Raw genomic sequence first — 18,518 nt, forward strand, 5'->3', positions numbered from 1 at the left:
CAATTGTGAATAGATAAAAGAAAACCGACATCAGGATGTCGGTTTTCTGTTTTAGATATTATCCTAAAAGGGTGACCTTTACTTTTTCTTCCATCATCTCTTTGAGCGCATCTGCAATTGCATTGGCATCATAACCACATTCGCGATGCAGTTCCTTTAGGGTGCCGTGTTCAACAATACGATCAGGTATTCCGAGTATTTTAACCGGTGCATGATAGTTATTTGCAACCATGAATTCTACAACTGCGGATCCGAATCCGCCAACAACTGTTCCATCTTCCACTGTAATTATCTTTGAATACCTGCTGAAAATTTCATGCAGCATTTCTTCATCCAGTGGTTTCACAAATCGCATATCATAATGGCCGGCATTGATTCCATATTGTTTAACATCACGTATAGCAGAAGCTGCAAAATTACCCGGGTGTCCGAATGATAGTACCGCGATATCTTCCCCTTCCCGAATCTTTCTGCCTTTACCGATCTGAATTTCTTTTAAAGGTGTACGCCACTCTGGCATAACACCTTCACCGCGTGGATACCTGATCACAAAAGGAAGTTTGGTGCCTGGCAGTGCTGATGTATACATCAGGTTTCGCAATTCACTTTCGTTCATGGGTGCACTCACAATCAGATTGGGAATACAACGCATATAAGGGATATCATAGGCACCATGGTGAGTTGGACCATCTTCCCCAACCAGTCCAGCCCTGTCGAGACAAAAGACTACCGGAAGTTTTTGAATGGCCACATCATGGATAACCTGGTCATAGGCGCGTTGCATGAAAGACGAATAGATATTGCAGAACACTTTCATCCCCTGTGTTGCCAATCCCGCACTCACAGTAACAGCATGCTGCTCACAGATGCCTACATCAATTGCACGATCAGGCATTTTATCCATCATAATCTTCAGGGAAGATCCTGAAGGCATTGCAGGAGTGATGCCAAAAATGGTGTCATCTTTTTCTGCCATTTCTAAGAGCGTATGGCCAAAAACATCCTGGTATTTCGGTGGCTGCGGGGTATCAAATTTCTTCTTATATATTTCGCCGGTGATCTTATCGAATAATCCAGGAGCGTGCCATTTTGTTTGGTCTTTTTCCGCCAGTTCATATCCTTTGCCCTTCACGGTTATGATGTGAAGAATTTTTGGTCCCGGAATATTTTTGAGGTCCTGAAGGGTGTCTACCAGTTTGGTAATATTGTGTCCATCGATGGGTCCGAAATAACGCAGGTTCAATGCTTCGAACAGGTTACTGCTTTTGCTTACCATTCCCTTGATGGAATGTTCCAGCTTGCTGGCCATTTCGCGGGTGAAGTTCTTTCCAACAGGCAATTTCCCCAAAGCTTTCCAAACATCATCTTTAAGTTTATTGTAGGCGGGTGAAATTGTTATATCAGTGAGATATTCTTTGAGAGCGCCTACATTAGGGTCGATGCTCATGCAGTTATCATTAAGAATGATCAGCATGTCAGCATCGGAAACACCGGCATGGTTCATAGCTTCAAATGCCATCCCTGCCGTCATGGAGCCATCACCAATAACGGCCACAGATTTTCGATTTTCACCTTTGTATTTGGCAGCAAGTGCCATACCCAATGCCGCAGAAATGGAGGTGGAGGAATGACCTACCCCGAAAGTATCGTATTCGCTTTCTGTGCGTTTGGGGAAACCAGAGAGACCGCCATATTTACGGTTGGTGGCAAAATTGTGCATCCTGCCGGTCAGGATCTTATGTCCATAGGCCTGGTGGCCTACGTCCCACACCAGCTGGTCGTAAGGGGTATTGTAAACATAATGCAAGGCGGTGGTAAGTTCCACAACGCCCAGGCTGGCGGCGAAATGCCCTCCATGAACGCTTACTACATCAATGATGTATTGCCTCAGCTCATCGCAGACCTGGTGCAGTTGTTCTGCGCCAAGTTTCTTAAGGTCGGCGGGGGAGTTTATGTCCTTTAAAAGCGCTCCGGGTTTGATTTCCATTCAGTTAAAATAAAGCGTCAAAGATAAGGAACCCTGCAGGTTCCGATCCTGATTTACAAGATAAAGATTTTAACAATCCGAGGCTGATAAGGTTCTGAAAAACCGGCCATCCGCCCATCTTCCTCATCAGAACAGGCATTTGGCCTTTAATACAATTCATTATATTAGTGCCTGTCAAACTGCTAGATTTGCTCTATGTTGCCACGTGGTTATAAATATTACTGGTTTTGCCAGGTATCGGGCTGGACTTTTGTGGTTCTGTCGATGCTCTTTTTTGCCTACTCATTAACACCTTCCAAGATCGATGCAGGTTTTTTCATGCGTCTTGGCCTTATTTTTTCAGCCGGAATTTTCACTACGCATATATTGAGGGCCTTTATCAGGAGCAGAGGATGGCTGCTGTTGCCGGTGGAGAAACTGATTCCCCGCATGATGGTAGCCATTATTGTAACGAGTATCGCCTGCAGCCTTCTTTATATGGGATTGGTAAACCTTTTGGGAGTTCAGTCTGATGTACAAAGGAGGATCGACTTCAGTACGAAGTTGCTAGCCTCAACAATGGACATTGGTCTTTTTATCATTCCATGGACCCTGATCTATTATATATATCATTATGTAGCGAAAAGCAGGAAGCAGGAAGTGGATACACTAAAGCTGGAAGCATTAGTTAAAGCATTGGAACTCAAAACAATCAAGGCCCATATCAATCCTCATTTCATTTTCAATGCCCTTAATAGTATCCGTGCACTTATTGATGAAAACCCGCAGCGGGCAAGAAATGCTGTAACTGAACTCAGCAACCTGCTGAGAAGCAGTATGCAGTCGGAAAAATCAGAGACTGTACCACTGGAGCGGGAACTTAATATTGTGCGGGATTATCTTGCCCTGGAGCATATCCGATTTGAAGATCGGCTTCAGGTTGAATTTGATGTTGATGAAGACACGCTCGACCAACCGGTACCACCTATGATGTTACAAACTCTTGTAGAGAACGCGATCAAGCATGGCATAGGAAAACAGATGCGGGGAGGGGTGGTGCGAATAAGTTCTGACTTCAAAGACGACTACCATGAATTGATGGTGCAGAATACGGGGCGCCTCAACGGGGAAATGAATGGTGAAGGTTTCGGCATTAGCAGTACACGCAACAGATTGCAGTTACTGTTCGGTAATAAGGCCGATTTCAGTATACGTGAAACCAATGGAAACCTGGTTGAAGCCATGGTTAAGATTCCGGTTAGTGCTGTAACGGCATAATAGTTTTTCCACAAAACATATATCTATGATAAAAGCTGTACTAATTGATGATGAGCGGCTGGCCCGTACTGAATTGAGAAAGTTGCTGATGGATTTTCCTGAGATCGAGATTGTAGGGGAAGCGGCAAATGCTGCGGAAGGGCTGGAGTCTATTGAGAATTTACAACCTGATCTTGTTTTCCTTGATATACAGATGCCCGGTAAAACCGGATTTGATATGCTGAGCGAGCTCGAAAAATCGCCCCATGTAATCTTTACGACTGCTTACGATGAATATGCGCTTAAAGCGTTTGAAGTAAATGCACTGGATTATTTACTTAAGCCGGTTGACTCCAAGCGACTGGCAGATGCCATCCATAAACTGCATATTGCAGAGGAAAAAGAGGCCATGTCGCCGGCAATTGGCACTAACAAGAGTTTATTAAGTGAGCATGACCAGGTTTTTGTGAAAGATGGTGAGCGATGCTGGTTTGTGAAGCTCAGTGATATACGTCTCTTTGAAAGTGTTGGTAATTACGCCAAAGTATTCTTTGCAAATAATAAACCACTTATATTAAAATCATTAAATGCATTGGAAGAGCGATTGGATGAGAAGGTTTTTTTCCGGGCCAATCGAAAGCATATAGTTAATCTGCGGCTGATCGAGAAAATCGAACCATATTTTAATGGTGGACTACTTCTTGAATTAAAAGGAGGCGAGAAAATTGAGGTGAGCCGTAGGCAGACAGTTAAATTTAAAGAGATGATGAGTTTGTAAGGATTAAATTACAAACTACCAACAAACAACAATTAAGCGTATGCGCCTTTATCCTTTTGTATTTTTTGCCTTTCTTGTCTCCTGCGGACCTGCTGTAAGAACTGGTAATACCACCACTGAGAATCCGGTTGCCAATAGCGGTACCGGAATGAGTTCTGCTGAATTTTCTGTTTCAGAAGTTACGCGAATTGAAAAAGTGCTATCAGCAGATGATATGCAGGGAAGGGGAGTCTTTACACCTGGTATTGAAAAGGCGGCTTCATTTATTGCATCAGAATTTGAACGAATAGGGCTTGAAAAGTCCGCTAACGCTAATGGATACCAGCAGGCGTTTGACCTTATCCGACCAGCGTTCAAAAGTGCAACTGCAACGCTTGATGAGAAAATAATTGAGCAGAAAGATATAATAGTCATTACCACAACAGAAAACTTAACTGTTAATGAGCAGTCGGGATATGAAGTGGTGACTATTCCAAAGGGAGGAGAGTTTTTCAATGAAGCCCGCAAGCATGTAAATGCAGGCATGAACAGGCTGGTAATGGTGGATCCATCGCATTCTGCAAATTTCCCACGACTTACAAATTTCAAAAGGCAGATGATGCCTTCGGTAAACAGTACCATTTTTATTTTAGGAGAAACTGTTCCGTCTAAGTTTAGCATTTCTGCCATCCATGACATCAAGAAGGCAGCATTAAGCAATGTTGTTGGCATATTGCCTGGTACGAGCCGTAAGGACGAATACGTTATATTTTCCGGGCATTATGATCACCTTGGCATAGGCAAGCCCTTGAATGGTGATTCTATATTTAATGGTGCAAATGATGATGCCGCAGGCATTACTGCGGTTATAATGCTTGCAGACTATTTTAAAAGAACTGGCGGCAATGAAAGGACCATCATCTTCGCCGCATTCACCGCGGAAGAATCGGGAGGTTTTGGTTCGCGCTATTTTTCACAGCAGTTTGATCCAGCCAAAGTGATGGCCATGTTCAATATTGAGATGATAGGTACGGAGAGCAAATGGGGAAAGAATTCTGCCTTTATTACCGGGTACGAAAAAACGGATATGGGAAAGATCATGGAGAAAAACCTGGCGGGATCAGGCTTCAAATTTTATCCTGATCCCTACCCCGCACAACAGTTATTTTATCGCTCAGACAATGCCACTCTTGCCCGTCTTGGTGTACCAGCGCATACTATTTCAACATCCAAAATGGACAGCGAGCCTTATTATCATACGGCTGATGATGAGTTTGAAACACTCGATATGGCGAATATGGCACAGATCATTAAGGCTATTGCAATCAGCTCCAGGACTATCATATCGGGTGCTGATACACCAAGCAGGGTGAACACATCAGAACTTAGGTAGGATTTATTAAAATCGGAAGAATTCTTTCATTCGAACCATCAGCAGGTCTTTCTTCCTGCGTGATACTTCTATTTCACTACCATTAGAAAGAATTATACTGCCTCCTTCTCCCCGAATATATTCTTTTATATGTTCCAGGTTAGCGAGATAAGATTTATGGATGCGTACAAAATTGCAATCTCCCAGGAGTTCTTCATATTCGTGAATAGGCTTGGAAGAGCAGATCACTGTACGATCAGAAAAATAGAAGTTAGTATAATTGCTGCTAGCCTCACAATAAATTACATCTGAAATATCCACTACCTGAAATCCTTTAAGTGATGGGATACATAATTTCATTCGTTGCGAATTACCTTTCTGATGCATGTTGTGTAGTAAAGCCTGGATCTGATTGCCACCGGCCTTTTGATCTAACCGTTTCCCTGCACGCCTGACGGCCTCGGTGAGTTGGTCGGCATCAACGGGCTTTAACAGGTAATCCACCGCACTGAAATGAAATGCCTGGATCATATAGTTGTTATGTGCAGTAACAAAAATGGTTTCAAAATCAATTGAAGGCATCTCATTCAGAAGGTCAAAACCTGTTTTACCCGGCATGGCAATATCCAGAAAAACTAGTTGAGGGTGCAACTGGTCTATCTTTTCCCGCGCATCCATAACGCTGGTGCTCATTCCTGCAATTTCCACTTCCGGACAATTCATCTGTAAAAGTTTTTGCAGAGAATTAAGTCCTCGCGGTTCATCATCCACCAATATGGTTTTAATGGGATTCATAATTCAGGTATTTGTAATGGTAAACGAATGGTAACTATCGTTCCGCTGCTTTGGGCAGCAGGTATCATACTTTTATCGGCTATCAGAATATTACTTTGAATATTATATTTTTCATTGAGCAACCGTATCCTTTCTTTGACATTTTCTATTCCCACTGATTGATGAAGGCGCTGCATATTTTTCTTTTCTTCCATAGATCTGATAAAACCAATACCATCATCTTCAATGGTTGAAACAAAATGAGCACCCTCTTTTTTGAAATGAACATTAACGGTTATCTCTTTGGAATGATGGGTTATGCCATGCCAGATCGCATTTTCAATAAATGGCTGGATAAGCATAGGTGGCAGTAAAGTGTCATCAAGATCAAGTTCAGGATCTACGATTATATGATTGGAAAAGTGACGGTTACGGATTCTTTCCATTTCAACATACCTTTCAAGGTAATCAATTGTGTTTCTCAATGATACGAATGAGTGGGATGATTGATCAAGCGTTATGCGAATCAACTGAGCAAACTTACTAAGATACCTGCTTGCTTCCTGATTCTCATTGTTAAGGATCATTTCCTGAATACTATTCAGGCTGTTGAAAACAAAATGTGGATTCATCTGAGAGCGTAATGCCATCATTTCAGTTTCCGTAATCTTCTGTTTTAAGGTAGCTTCATTACGAATCTTTTTGATTCTTTTCACTACGAAATAACTGATGAGGGTTCCCATTATTATCAGTGCTGCCAACCAGAACCACCATGTATTCCACCATGGGGGATGAATAATTATGCCAAGCCTTGTCATCTCATTACTCCATTTGCCATCACTATTGCTGGAGCGGAGTTCGAATGTATATTCACCCGGCGGGAGGCTGGTATATGTTGCTATATTTTCATTATCGGGTTCAGACCAGTTGTCTGTTAAACCTTTTAGCCTGTAGGTAAAACGATTATTGGTATGATTCGAAAAATTGTTTACTGCAAAATAAATGGTGATGAAATTCTGGTTGTATTTAAAAGATAAGTTTTCGGTGAAGTAAAGTGATCGCTCAGTGCGAAGTGGTTTTTCATTGACCCTTATTAATGTTAGTAAAGGCGGAGGGCTGAAATTGTTTGTTTTTATTTGTGTTGGATTGAAACGTGTAATTCCACCTACACCTCCAAAAAGTAAGGAACCATCAGCATCACGATAGCAACATGCAGTGTTGTATTCAAGAAATGATAAACCATTGCCCAGATTATAATGTTGAACATTCTTACTCTGCCTGTTTATTTTATACAAACCCGTATTGGTACTTGTCCAGAATTGAGCATTTTTATCTTCCAGCACTGCATAGCAAACATTTGAATTTGCTGAAGGGTCAGGTTTTATTGTTTGCAAAACACTGTCTTTTGCCGGATCGTAAATAATAATTCCATTGTCAGTGGAGAGCCATTGCAATGACCCATTGGGAAATAAATGTCTTACATAGAATGTGTGTTTCCTGACTGACTCAAGCACCCGAAATTGGGATTGTTTCGGATCATATCTGATTAAACCGCCACCCACCGTGCATATCCAGAGAATATTTTTCTCATCTTCATAAACATATCTCCCGATATAAGTATTCTCCTGCATGGGATTGGTAGGACAGGGTTTCCATTCCTTTTCTTTGAGATCGTAGAAAATGGGTCCGTTTTCACCTGTAATAAAAAGACTATCCTTATTCCTTAATTTAATAATACTGTATAGTTTTCTTGCCTGTAATAAATCCTGTTCTGTATCAAATTGAAGCTGGTTTAACTTTCTGTTGAATTTTATCAATCCCCCCCAACTAGCTATCCATAGATTTCCTTCATCATCTTCATCGATATCATATACAGTATTGATAGCTGCTCCGGGTTTTTGAAAGCCCGGGAATGAGATGAATCTGTTTGCAATAATATCCCATTTCAGCATCCCACTACCCTGAGAGCCCACGTAGTACTCTCCTTCACGGCTTTTATAAATCTCAAAGATCATATTGTCAGGAAGGGAGAATTCATTGGTTGGTTCATTACTAATGATCTGAAACTGGAACTTAAGCGGATCGTATTTTGCTATTCCACTCCCACTGAGTCCACACCAGATAATTCCCTGCCGGTCGACATACATCGATAGAACAAAATTTTTTCCTGGCGTTCGGTTGTCATATTTGTTATGTGATGACCTGGTGGTTTTGCGGGTAACAGGATCGTAATGTAAAATTCCGCTGCCCCGTGTACCGATCCAAAGTTTTTTGTTTGCATCTGTAATGAAAGAACCCACACCAACAGGTTCCATGCTAAAAGCCAATGGTACCGCATCTTTATCCAATGGATCATTCACAGAAAAGCAGCCTGCTGTAATGGTGCCGATCCATAAAGTAGAATCAGTAGCATACAATTCACGTATCTCCGGAAATTTATGTGTTTCCATAACAGGGATAGCTTTGTATCCACCTGTTTGCGGCTCAAACCAGAATAGTTTATTCAATAAACTGACAATAATCTTTCCATTCAGCATGGTGATGCTTGTTACGCGGGCACGGTTGCTGGCGTCATTGAAATAGGAAGTGATTTTTTTTGTTTTTGTATTTATGTGTAGCAATCCATTATTGAAGCTCACGATCCAGAACTCATCTTGATTGAAAGATGCTATTTTCTTAGGGGCAACACCCAACAAAACTGAAGCATAGGGATATTTTTCGGTTATTAGAAGTAGAGAATCGCCCGCTGTATTATACAAACATGTTCCGCGAATGGTACCTATCCACAACTGCTTGTTTGTTTGATCAAAATGAAGTGCTGAAATATAGTTTGAAGGGAGCTTATTGCCTTCAGTATTTTGTGGATGATATACTTTGAATTCCTTGCCATCATACCTGTTCAGGCCATCCTGCGTACCAAACCACATAAATCCAAGATCATCCTGCGCAATGGTATAACATGAGTTTTGGGAGAGGCCCTGTTCGGAAGAATAGTTTTCAAAAAGAAATTCCTGTCCCTTAATGGATAATGAGATTACCATCAATATCATGGAAAGGAGAAGGCGCATGAATTAAATCTACTCAATTTTGAGCTTCATGAAAGCAGATTTTAAGTAGAAACCGAATACACAATCAAAGCCGCCGTTGGTGTAACGAAACCGATAAAAGTTCATTGCTTACCGTTTACACGTTGGAAGCGGCCTTTCGTGAACTTGCATATCATAATGAAAATAGAATTTATAAATTCACGTCCTGATCAAATGCCACTATACAGCCAGCCTGTCTTAACCCTTAAACCTTCCTTTCTGCCGGAGAAGCGGTTCCAAATGGCGCCTGCTTCTCCGGTTTTTGCTTCCATACGGGGAATTTCCCATTACGCGGGCATTTATGATTTCGTAACTTTATAACAGCTCAAATAACCAACATGCTCCAGGAAATTTATCCAGCTATCGGTACCGGAATGACGGTTAAGATGCTGGAGGCGGAGCCCGATCGCATTAGCAGCCTGCCACAAATTGATGCCCATATATCCTTCCAACCCTTTGTTAACTTTATCCAGAACAAGCAGGTTAAAGCATCAGGAATCCGCGCAGAATATTATCAGCGGTTGATCGAAAGATTTAATGCCGTGCCGGCACTGCTAAATCCAATCGATGACCCTGACCTGATCAGCTCCAATGCCGACCTGATGGAATTGCTCGCTGCAGGCATATTTCCCGTAATTGGTGAGGAGGAACAATATATTTTCGGATTCTCAGCACCCTTTCAATTCAGCAGTTTCTGTTATTCAGAAAACTTCAGCAACTTATTCGCGGATGAGAGAAAGCAACTTCTGCAGATGCCAATGAATGTTCCGGCAGCAGCACTTAAATCGGCTTTCTGTACTTCCATTTATGAACATATACTGGAGAAATTTTACCAGATTGAACTGGCCGACAAACCAGCCCTTATCTATCCTCTCACTGATAAGGAAACCGGACTCAAGCGATTTTACAGGTTGCGTTATGACCGCAGGTTCATTGAGGTACATTTAAAAGGAGAATTGCCACCTATCAGGAACTGTGCGGTTTGCCTGAATACATTTCGCATACTTGATCTTGAAAAGCAATTGGAGACGATGCCACTCGACCTGTTTCGCCTTGAAGGATTTGGTGTTTGGATGGCAGATGATGTTACAGTAAGACAGTCAGTTGAAACCATCCGGCGTATCCTGCTACGCCATGGAGATTGTGATACCGGGATTATGCATGATCTTAAACAAGCAGTTCATGCATTGGTAGGGTTCCAGGACCTTGAAGTTGGTATCATGCCATTCATGAAGATCAATGCCCAGTTTATTCTTGATGAAACATGTGCGGGGCATAGCCTGATAGGCCGGCACTGGAAGAATTTGGATCCGGAAAGCATAAATGCATTTCATTCCTTTATTGGATTTATCAGCGAGGATCATGAACCAACATCGGTTTCTGTAATTGATGAAGGAATCATTGAAGCCATCCCAATATTTAAACGCTTATACAATGAAGGGATAAGAAGTTATATTCTTTACCCTATTCAGAATAATGATGGCTTACTTGGATTACTTGAAATTGGTTCAACTATCCCCCATCTCCTTACTCATGAGGCCCTGATGCGGTTGGAACCAGCTATGCCGCTGCTATCACTTGCACTACTTAAGAATCGTGAAAGTTTCAATACCAGAATTGAGAAACTTATAAAAGATAAATTCACAGCCCTTCAACCTTCTGTTGAGTGGAAGTTTGCCAATGTTGCCTGGAAGTTCATGAACCAGGAAGCCGGCGACGATTGTAATGTGGTTTTCGAGGATGTATATCCATTATATGGCGCTATTGATATCCGCGATTCATCAGTACAAAGAAACCAGGCCATTCAGAAGGACCTGAAAAGACAATTGAGTCTTGTTGACCAGACGCTTGAATTATTGCAGAGCAGGCTAAGTATGACCCTTCTTGAAGGATTACAATTCAAGAACCAGCAGATCCGGAGTTCAATTGAAGAAAGTATGCTGGCAGAGGACGAAGTAGTGATCAATGATTTCCTGAATAACGAGCTTGAACCGGTGCTGCGTCATTTGAATATGGGAGATGCCCAGATAAGGGAAGTTACAAACCGTTACTTTGATGCAGTTGGTAATTACAACGGATATCTTTATCACCACCGCAGAGAATATGAGCAATCCATTACGGTGATCAATGATACGGTTATGGATCTTCTTACAATTGGTGAAGCAGAAATTCAACAAACCTATCCCCATTATTTCGAGAAATACAGGACGGATGGAGTAGAGTATAATATTTATATCGGCCAGTCGATAGCACCAGTCGCACCTTTTGATATGTTATACCTGAAAAATATAAGACTATGGCAATTGCGTTCAATGGCAGAGATCACAAGAGCAACGGCGAAATTGCTCCCTTCGCTGAAAGTGCCCCTGGAAACCACGCAGCTGATCCTGGTACATAACCAATCTATTGCCATCAGCTTCCGGCGCGACGAACGGCGTTTTGATGTGGAAGGTTCCTATAACATTCGTTATGAAGTGATGAAGAAAAGACTTGATAAGGTACGAATCAGGGAAACTGCCGAGAGACTTACACAACCTGGTAAGATCGCGATTGTTTACAGTAATCCAAAAGATGCCCAGGAATATATAGAATACATCAGTTTCTTACAGAATAAGGGTGTTATAAGGTCCGGTATAGAAAATCTTGAGTTGGAGGAATTGCAGGGTGTGCGCGGACTAAAAGCATTAAGGGTAGAAGTGGGGTAGAGGACTGTTCTCTTTTGGATCGGATGTATTAGTTTCGGGTAATGCGATTATTGCTTACCATTTCAAGAAGGATAATATTCCTTTTCGGTGTACCGCTTTTGTTTATAGGCTGTGCACCGAGGCCCCAGGCTACAACCGTAACAAATCAAATCAGCCCACTGGCCCTACACCCTGTTTCTTCAAAGGATATTTATACCACACTTTCATTTCTGGCACACGATAGCCTTAGTGGAAGGATGGCCGGAACTCCCGGCAACCTGATCGCTACTGCATATATTGCCAGTCAATTTCATCAGATGGGATTGCAGCCTTTCCGGAGTAATAAATTCACAAATACTTTTTATGTTGACCGAAATGATTCATCTATTACGCACAGTAATGTGATAGCCTGGCTTCCTGGAAAATCGAAGCCGGGAGAGATTATCATGATTTCAGCTCATTTCGATCATGTTCAGGCTGGCCGCCCTTCAAAAGGCGATAAGATCTATAACGGCGCAAATGACAATGCATCGGGTACTGCTGCAATGATTGCCATGGCAAACTATTATGCACTAACGCGGACAAATGAACGTAGTTTGCTATTCTGCGCCTTTAATGCAGAAGAAAGCGGATTGCTGGGTTCTTTTGATTTTGCATCCACCATTCATCCGGATAGTTTAGTTGCCGGAATTAACCTTGAGATGCTTGGTGTGCCCCAGTTTGGAAAAAATAATATCGTGGTTACCGGCATGAAAAAATCGGGATTGCCAGATATCATGCAGAAGAATTTGAAAGGCAGTGAGTTCAGGTTGCGGAAGGAAAAGGGGGAGGACCTGTTTGAAAGATCAGATAATTATGCATTTGCTGTTAAAGGTGTTCCGGCCCATTCCTTTATGGCAAGCGATGATACGGAGAAATGTTATCACAGCGCCTGTGATGAACTGAAGCGGATAGATACAGAAAATATGGCCAGGCTGGTAGAAGCACTTATAACAGGAATCTCCACAATTGTTTCGGGCAGAGATACCCCTTCAAGAATTATTCCCTGATGACCCCTACCGCATGAATTGCAGCACTCATTTCACGGATCAGGGAGGGATCTTTTTCAATGGCGTTTCCCACAACAATAATATCGGCACCGGCCCTGCAGTTGCGGTAAGCTTTTTCAGGGTCAGTAATTCCACCGCCTACTATCAGGGGAACTGATATCTGGGAGGCCACTATTGAAATCATCTCTTCTGATATTGCTTTCCTGGCGCCACTTCCGGCATCCATGTAAATAAGTTTCATTCCAAGCATCTCACCCGCCAACGCGGTACATAATGCAATTTCATTTTTATCGGCCGGAATAGGAGAGGCATTGCTAATATAAGATACGGTTGTAGGAGCACCGCCATCAATCACCATGTAGCCGGTGCTCATGATCTCCAGGCCGCTTTGTTTTACAAATGGCGCACTTATCACATGCTGGCCAATAAGTAATTCAGGATTTCTTCCTGAAATGAGGGAGAGATAAAGTAATGCATCGGCATGCTTTGATATCTGGGATGGGCTGCCCGGAAAAAGTATTACAGGGATGTCGGATTGTTCTTTTATTGCAAGAATACATTCATCAAGATGGTTGGAAATAACCAGGCTTCCGCCAACCAGGAAATAATCCACACCTGCATCGTTTGCCAGCTGGGTAAGTTGTTTCAATTGACCAGGCCTGACCTTGTCGGGGTCTATTAATACCGCAAATGATTTCTGCCGGGCTGACTTCTGTTTCTCAATGTGTTGATAGATACCTTGCTGCATTCAATAGGTAATGGCTGGTCACAAAAATGCATAAAATAGCTGGTAATGCCAATCCGGATTAGAATCGGCAATAGAGAGCTAATTGTGTAACATGGTTATTCGTGAAAGCATCATTACGGCCGCTGACGTACTGATTCATATAACCAGCCTCAATGTCAAATTCCTTGCTCACCCTATATCCCAGAGCAAGGTAAGCACGGTTCTGGTCGAAGCTCCGACCATTCACATGGGAGTTATTTCCGATATTGAACATCACCTCGTTCTGTAAGGCGGTGAAAACACCTTTAATAAAAGGTTTCTGGCCATTTAGCGGGACCACAGTACGGAGGAAATAACGAAAGCGGTTGGAATATATATTTCCATCATTCACCAATTTATCGCCTTTTGTATAAGTTTTACTCAGAAAACGCTGTTCAAGTCGGAAACGGTGAGCCAGGCTGGTTTTTGCCAGTGGATGTGTATAAATCAATTGCTCCCAGATGCGATGTTCCGGAGAGTAACCTGTTACCACCTGATCAGTATCACCTGTGAATAAACGGCGGTTGCTGATATACGCATAGCCTGCAGTAACCAAAACGCGATCGTTGGCTTTATAGTTAATACCTGGCCTGATCAGCAGGGTTTGCATATGCCTCAAACCATCGTCTGAGCGCCATTGAGCATCAAAATGAATACTCGTTTTTTTACCTATAGTGAAACTGTTAAAAGATCCTACCCAGCCAGTGTTGATCTTTTGGGAAAAAGCTGAATTTGCGCTCATGAAAATGAGTGTATAAAATAATAGGCGATACTTCATTCAATTTGATGTTGAAGCGTCAAATCTAGTCCCCATAACTGTTTTAGGATGTTAAAATCGCTTTAACATCAGAACCAGCGCACTTTAGCGATTGTTGTAAAAAGGGCCGCCAACCTTCTGTCTTAAAATGTTAAAGAAAAGAAGCTTAACCACCAAATAAAAGAATTTCAGCATGTGGATTTTTCATCAAACTCAACCCCATCGGGAGCCTTGTGATTTTCCCCATCCTTTATCCACACCTGTGCATATTTCCGGGTATGATTTTTTAAGTGAGCCGCCTATTTTCGTTTTCACACTTGGACTTGGATTTCATAATTTCTTAACAAGCACTCAAATCAAAATATTGTATGGCCAGTAAAAAATCAGCTAGCAAAGGGCTGCAGTTCCCCCGTCGCTTCACCAGAGACGATATTTCTGTTTTCGACCAGTTCGAATATGATTATCGCACGTCTATCATCCGTAACCCTAGTGGAGAGGTTGTTTTTGAAATGAATAATGTAGAAGTGCCAAAGGGATGGAGCCAGATCGCTACTGATATTCTCGCCCAGAAGTATTTCCGCAAGGCGGGCATACCCCAGCCGGATGGCAGTTTGGGAAGAGAAACCTCCTCCCGTCAGGTGGCTCACCGCATGGCGCATTGCTGGCGTGTGTGGGGCGAACGCTATGGTTATTTTGCAACGGAGCAAGATGCACAGGTGTTCTATGAGGAGCTGGTTTACTCCATTCTTAACCAGGCCTGTGTTCCCAATAGTCCCCAATGGTTCAATACCGGTTTGTATGAGAGCTATGGTATCAAGGGTAAGCCCCAGGGTCATTATTATGTTGACCAGGTTGATGGGGAGCTTAAGAAATCCACTTCTGCCTACGAGCGCCCACAGCCGCATGCCTGCTTTATTCTAAGTGTGGAAGATGACCTGGTAAATGATGGCGGTATCATGGACCTCTGGGTTCGTGAGGCCCGTATCTTCAAATATGGTTCTGGTGTGGGTACAAACTTCTCCCAGATTCGTGGAGAAGGGGAGAAGCTGAGTGGTGGTGGAACTTCTTCGGGACTGATGAGTTTTCTTAAGATCGGGGACCGTGCAGCCGGAGCCATTAAGAGTGGTGGAACAACACGCAGGGCAGCCAAAATGGTTTGTCTGGACCTCGATCATCCGGAGATCATCCAGTTCGTTGACTGGAAAGTGGAGGAGGAGAAAAAAGTGGGCGCTCTTATTGCCGCAGGTTATGCCAGCGATTATGAAGGTGAGGCGTACCGTACAGTTAGTGGACAGAACTCCAACAACTCTGTTCGTATCCCCAACAGCTTTTTTGAAAAGCTTGAGAATAATGAAGATTGGGAATTGAAAGCGCGTAGTGATGGCCGTGTGATGAAGAAGATTGCTGCCCGCGAACTCTGGAATAAGATATCCTATGCTGCATGGCGTTGTGCTGATCCGGGTGCACAATATGATACTACCATCAATGAATGGCATACCTGTCCGGAAGGAGGTCGCATCAATGCCTCTAACCCTTGTTCAGAATACATGTTCCTTGATAACACGGCATGTAACCTGGCATCGGCCAACCTCATGAAATTCTTTGATACCGATACCAATATTTTTGATGTAGAAGGATATGCCTATAGCTGCAGGCTATGGACCGTAGTACTTGAGATATCAGTATTGATGGCGCAATTCCCCTCTAAAGATGTTGCCCAGCTCTCTTTCGATTACCGCACACTTGGATTGGGTTATGCCAACCTGGGAACGATGTTGATGGTTAGCGGAATACCTTATGACAGTGAAGAAGCGCGCGGTATTGCAGGAGCTATCTCGGCCATAATGACCGGCATAGCCTACAAAACTTCTGCAGAGCTTGCACAGATCCTCGGACCATTCGCGAGGTATGAAGAAAATAAGGAGCATATGCTTCGTGTGATGCGTAACCATCGTGCCGCCGCATATGATGCATCTGAAGCCTATGAGGGGCTGAGCATCAAACCACTTGGCATACAGGCTAAATATTGTCCGGACTATCTTCTCAAAGCAGCAACAGCGGCATGGGATGATGCTGTTCAAATGGGTGAGAAATATGGTTACAGAAATGCACAAACTACCGTTATAGCTCCAACCGGAACAATCGGGCTGGTTATGGATTGCGATACAACAGGGGTTGAGCCGGATTTCGCGCTGGTGAAGTTTAAAAAACTGAGTGGGGGAGGATATTTCAAGATCATCAACCAATCTGTTCCTGTTGCCCTGCGGAATTTGAAGTATTCTGAAAAAGAGATCGATGCCATTATTAAATATGCAGTAGGATCTGCTAGTTTCGCCGGTGCTCCATTCATTAATCACCAGACTCTTAGTGAGAAAGGTTTTATTGCAGAGGAGATCAGGAAACTTGATGATTCAGTGAAGAGTGCATTTGAGATCGGTTTCATATTCAATAAGTTCAATCTCGGTGAAGCATGCCTTGAAAGGCTTGGATTTTCTGCCGACCAGTATAATGACTGGAACTTCAACCTGCTGGAGGCCCTGGGCTTTACAGAGGAGCAGATCGATGCAGCCAATGACTACGTTTGTGGAACAATGACCGTAGAGGGCGCGCCAATGCTGAAGCCTGAACACCTGCCCGTTTTTGACTGTGCCAACAGGTGTGGTAAAAAAGGAGAGCGCTTTATTCATGCGCATGGACATATCCGGATGATGGGTGCCGTACAACCCTTTATCAGTGGAGCCATCTCCAAAACCATCAACCTCCCTAATGAAGCCTCTGTTGAAGAGATCGCTGATTGCTATATGCTTAGCTGGAAGCTGGGATTGAAGGCGAATGCTCTTTACCGTGACGGATCCAAAATGAGCCAGCCACTGAGCAATAAAAGCGATAAAAAGAAAAAGTCTGAAGATGGTAAAGAAGAAGAAGCTGCAGCAGCAGAAATACCTGTGATGGCAGAAACTTCCAATATCATCGATATGAGCAAGCTCACCGTTACTGAATTGCTGGAGGAAGTTCAGAAGCGTGTTCAATCTTCGCCTGATACCAAACTGAAGCGCGAACTCGCCCATATTGTTGAAAGAAGAACATTGCCAGCCAAACGCCGTGGTTATACCCAGAAGGCAAAGATCAATGGCCAGGCTTTATTTGTACGTACAGGAGAATATGGGGATGGAACCCTTGGTGAAATCTTTATTGATATGGCCAAGGAAGGCGCAACAATGCGTAGTATGCTGAACTGTTTTGCCATTGCGGTATCAATAGGCTTACAATATGGTGTACCGCTGGAGGAATTTGTGGAGAAGTTTGTATTCACCCGATTTGAGCCGGCAGGAATGGTGGATCATCCGAATATCAAGAGTGCGACCTCTATCGTGGATTTCATTTTCCGATCCCTTGCATATGAGTACCTCGATAGAACCGATCTTGTACATGTTCTGGATAAGCCTGAGGTAATGAATACCGGAACAAATAGCTGGGACGAGCCAGTTGTTGAGCAGGAGCTTGAAAAAAAAACACCTGAACTAAGCGATGTAAGGATAGTAGCATCTGCCCAGCCCCGACCCACAGTTGAGTCGCCCAGGCCAACAGAGCCGGTAAAGGCTGTTAAGGCGCTAAAAGTGGAGGGAAGCAATGCCTTTGACGCTATGAGTAAGGCAAATAAATCAATGCAAAGTGATGCACCCGCCTGTAATGTTTGTGGTCACCTGACCATCAGGAGCGGTACATGTTACAAATGCCTCAACTGTGGTAACAGCCTGGGTTGCAGCTAAGAAATAAACATGGACGGTTTTTTTAATAAAACCACGGCCCCGGTCATCTGGCTGGGGCCTTTTCTTATCCTGATAGTATACGTTTTCAGGAATTCTGGCGTTATACTTGTTACAGACCCGTTTGAAATCCGTACCGTCACCTAAATTCAAGTCTATGCAAAAACTATTGGCTGTTATTGTGCTGGCTATGTTGTTTGCATCCTGCAGAGCTGTATCACCTTCTGAGGCAGCCAGCTCAAAATTCAGGTATTGCAGACCCATTCGCTAGCCTGATTGGTTA

General features: G+C 43.2%; 11 protein-coding genes. 6 read left to right on the forward strand and 5 right to left on the reverse strand.

Annotated features, from left to right (window positions below; genetic code table 11):
• Positions 1–58: 58 nt before the first annotated feature.
• Positions 59–1,987 carry a 1-deoxy-D-xylulose-5-phosphate synthase gene (gene dxs / locus HY58_RS17510; RefSeq protein WP_039135145.1) on the reverse strand — a complete coding sequence of 643 codons (1,929 nt, stop codon included), beginning with the start codon at positions 1,985–1,987 and terminating at the stop codon, positions 59–61.
• A 195-nt stretch (positions 1,988–2,182) separates the two neighbouring features.
• Here dxs and HY58_RS17515 point away from each other — a divergent pair, with 195 nt between their 5' ends.
• From HY58_RS17515 to HY58_RS17525, 3 genes are read left to right on the forward strand one after another with little or no spacing between them, the layout of a single operon-like run.
• Positions 2,183–3,244: a sensor histidine kinase gene (locus HY58_RS17515; protein ID WP_039135148.1), complete on the forward strand. Its 1,062-nt coding sequence runs from the start codon at positions 2,183–2,185 to the stop codon at positions 3,242–3,244.
• Positions 3,245–3,269: 25 nt separating this feature from the next.
• Positions 3,270–4,001: a LytTR family DNA-binding domain-containing protein gene (locus HY58_RS17520; RefSeq protein WP_172644679.1), complete on the forward strand. Its 732-nt coding sequence runs from the start codon at positions 3,270–3,272 to the stop codon at positions 3,999–4,001.
• 40 nt (positions 4,002–4,041) lie between these two features.
• The gene (locus tag HY58_RS17525) at positions 4,042–5,373 is read left to right on the forward strand and encodes a M28 family metallopeptidase (RefSeq protein ID WP_082022213.1); all 1,332 of its coding nucleotides are present in this window, start codon (positions 4,042–4,044) and stop codon (positions 5,371–5,373) included.
• A gap of 6 nt (positions 5,374–5,379) precedes the next feature.
• Here HY58_RS17525 and HY58_RS17530 read toward each other — a convergent pair whose 3' ends face one another.
• Positions 5,380–6,147 carry a LytTR family DNA-binding domain-containing protein gene (locus HY58_RS17530; protein WP_039135151.1) on the reverse strand — a complete coding sequence of 256 codons (768 nt, stop codon included), beginning with the start codon at positions 6,145–6,147 and terminating at the stop codon, positions 5,380–5,382.
• Positions 6,144–9,194, reverse strand: a complete 3,051-nt coding sequence (locus HY58_RS17535) for a two-component regulator propeller domain-containing protein (protein ID WP_039135154.1) — start codon at positions 9,192–9,194, stop codon at positions 6,144–6,146. The genes HY58_RS17530 and HY58_RS17535 overlap by 4 nt, the downstream gene beginning before the upstream one ends.
• Before the next feature lie 356 nt (positions 9,195–9,550).
• On the opposite strand from HY58_RS17535, the gene HY58_RS17540 reads away from it, so the two are divergent.
• Both HY58_RS17540 and HY58_RS17545 read left to right on the forward strand, forming a co-directional pair.
• A complete protein-coding gene (locus HY58_RS17540) occupies positions 9,551–11,917 on the forward strand; it encodes a hypothetical protein (protein ID WP_039135157.1) in 2,367 nt (788 codons plus the stop codon).
• Between the two features lie 41 nt (positions 11,918–11,958).
• Positions 11,959–12,945, forward strand: coding sequence for a M28 family peptidase (locus HY58_RS17545; RefSeq protein WP_052324263.1), 987 nt, complete (start codon positions 11,959–11,961; stop codon positions 12,943–12,945).
• Here the strand turns inward: HY58_RS17545 and HY58_RS17550 are convergent.
• Positions 12,935–13,693: a geranylgeranylglyceryl/heptaprenylglyceryl phosphate synthase gene (locus HY58_RS17550; protein WP_039135160.1), complete on the reverse strand. Its 759-nt coding sequence runs from the start codon at positions 13,691–13,693 to the stop codon at positions 12,935–12,937. The two genes, HY58_RS17545 and HY58_RS17550, sit on opposite strands and share 11 nt — an antisense overlap.
• A 58-nt stretch (positions 13,694–13,751) precedes the next feature.
• Positions 13,752–14,489 (reverse strand): DUF2490 domain-containing protein, encoded by a 738-nt coding sequence (locus HY58_RS17555; RefSeq protein ID WP_039135162.1) that lies wholly within the window; start codon positions 14,487–14,489, stop codon positions 13,752–13,754.
• A 347-nt stretch (positions 14,490–14,836) separates the two neighbouring features.
• Between HY58_RS17555 and HY58_RS17560 the strand changes: the two genes are divergently transcribed.
• Positions 14,837–18,238, forward strand: a complete 3,402-nt coding sequence (locus HY58_RS17560) for a vitamin B12-dependent ribonucleotide reductase (RefSeq protein ID WP_039135165.1) — start codon at positions 14,837–14,839, stop codon at positions 18,236–18,238.
• Positions 18,239–18,518: the final 280 nt, after the last annotated feature.

Origin of the sequence: Flavihumibacter sp. ZG627, assembly GCF_000814325.1 — a bacterium.
Lineage (GTDB): Bacteria > Bacteroidota > Bacteroidia > Chitinophagales > Chitinophagaceae > Flavihumibacter.

Coding starts and splice junctions, on each gene's coding strand:
- HY58_RS17560 (WP_039135165.1), top strand. CDS start 14,837: ATGGCCAGTAAAAAATCAGCTAGCAAAGGGCTGCAGTTCCCCCGTCGC.
- HY58_RS17515 (WP_039135148.1), top strand. CDS start 2,183: ATGTTGCCACGTGGTTATAAATATTACTGGTTTTGCCAGGTATCGGGC.
- HY58_RS17545 (WP_052324263.1), top strand. CDS start 11,959: ATGCGATTATTGCTTACCATTTCAAGAAGGATAATATTCCTTTTCGGT.
- HY58_RS17555 (WP_039135162.1), bottom strand. CDS start 14,489: ATGAAGTATCGCCTATTATTTTATACACTCATTTTCATGAGCGCAAAT.
- HY58_RS17530 (WP_039135151.1), bottom strand. CDS start 6,147: ATGAATCCCATTAAAACCATATTGGTGGATGATGAACCGCGAGGACTT.
- HY58_RS17540 (WP_039135157.1), top strand. CDS start 9,551: ATGCTCCAGGAAATTTATCCAGCTATCGGTACCGGAATGACGGTTAAG.
- HY58_RS17520 (WP_172644679.1), top strand. CDS start 3,270: ATGATAAAAGCTGTACTAATTGATGATGAGCGGCTGGCCCGTACTGAA.
- HY58_RS17550 (WP_039135160.1), bottom strand. CDS start 13,693: ATGCAGCAAGGTATCTATCAACACATTGAGAAACAGAAGTCAGCCCGG.
- dxs (WP_039135145.1), bottom strand. CDS start 1,987: ATGGAAATCAAACCCGGAGCGCTTTTAAAGGACATAAACTCCCCCGCC.
- HY58_RS17525 (WP_082022213.1), top strand. CDS start 4,042: ATGCGCCTTTATCCTTTTGTATTTTTTGCCTTTCTTGTCTCCTGCGGA.
- HY58_RS17535 (WP_039135154.1), bottom strand. CDS start 9,194: ATGCGCCTTCTCCTTTCCATGATATTGATGGTAATCTCATTATCCATT.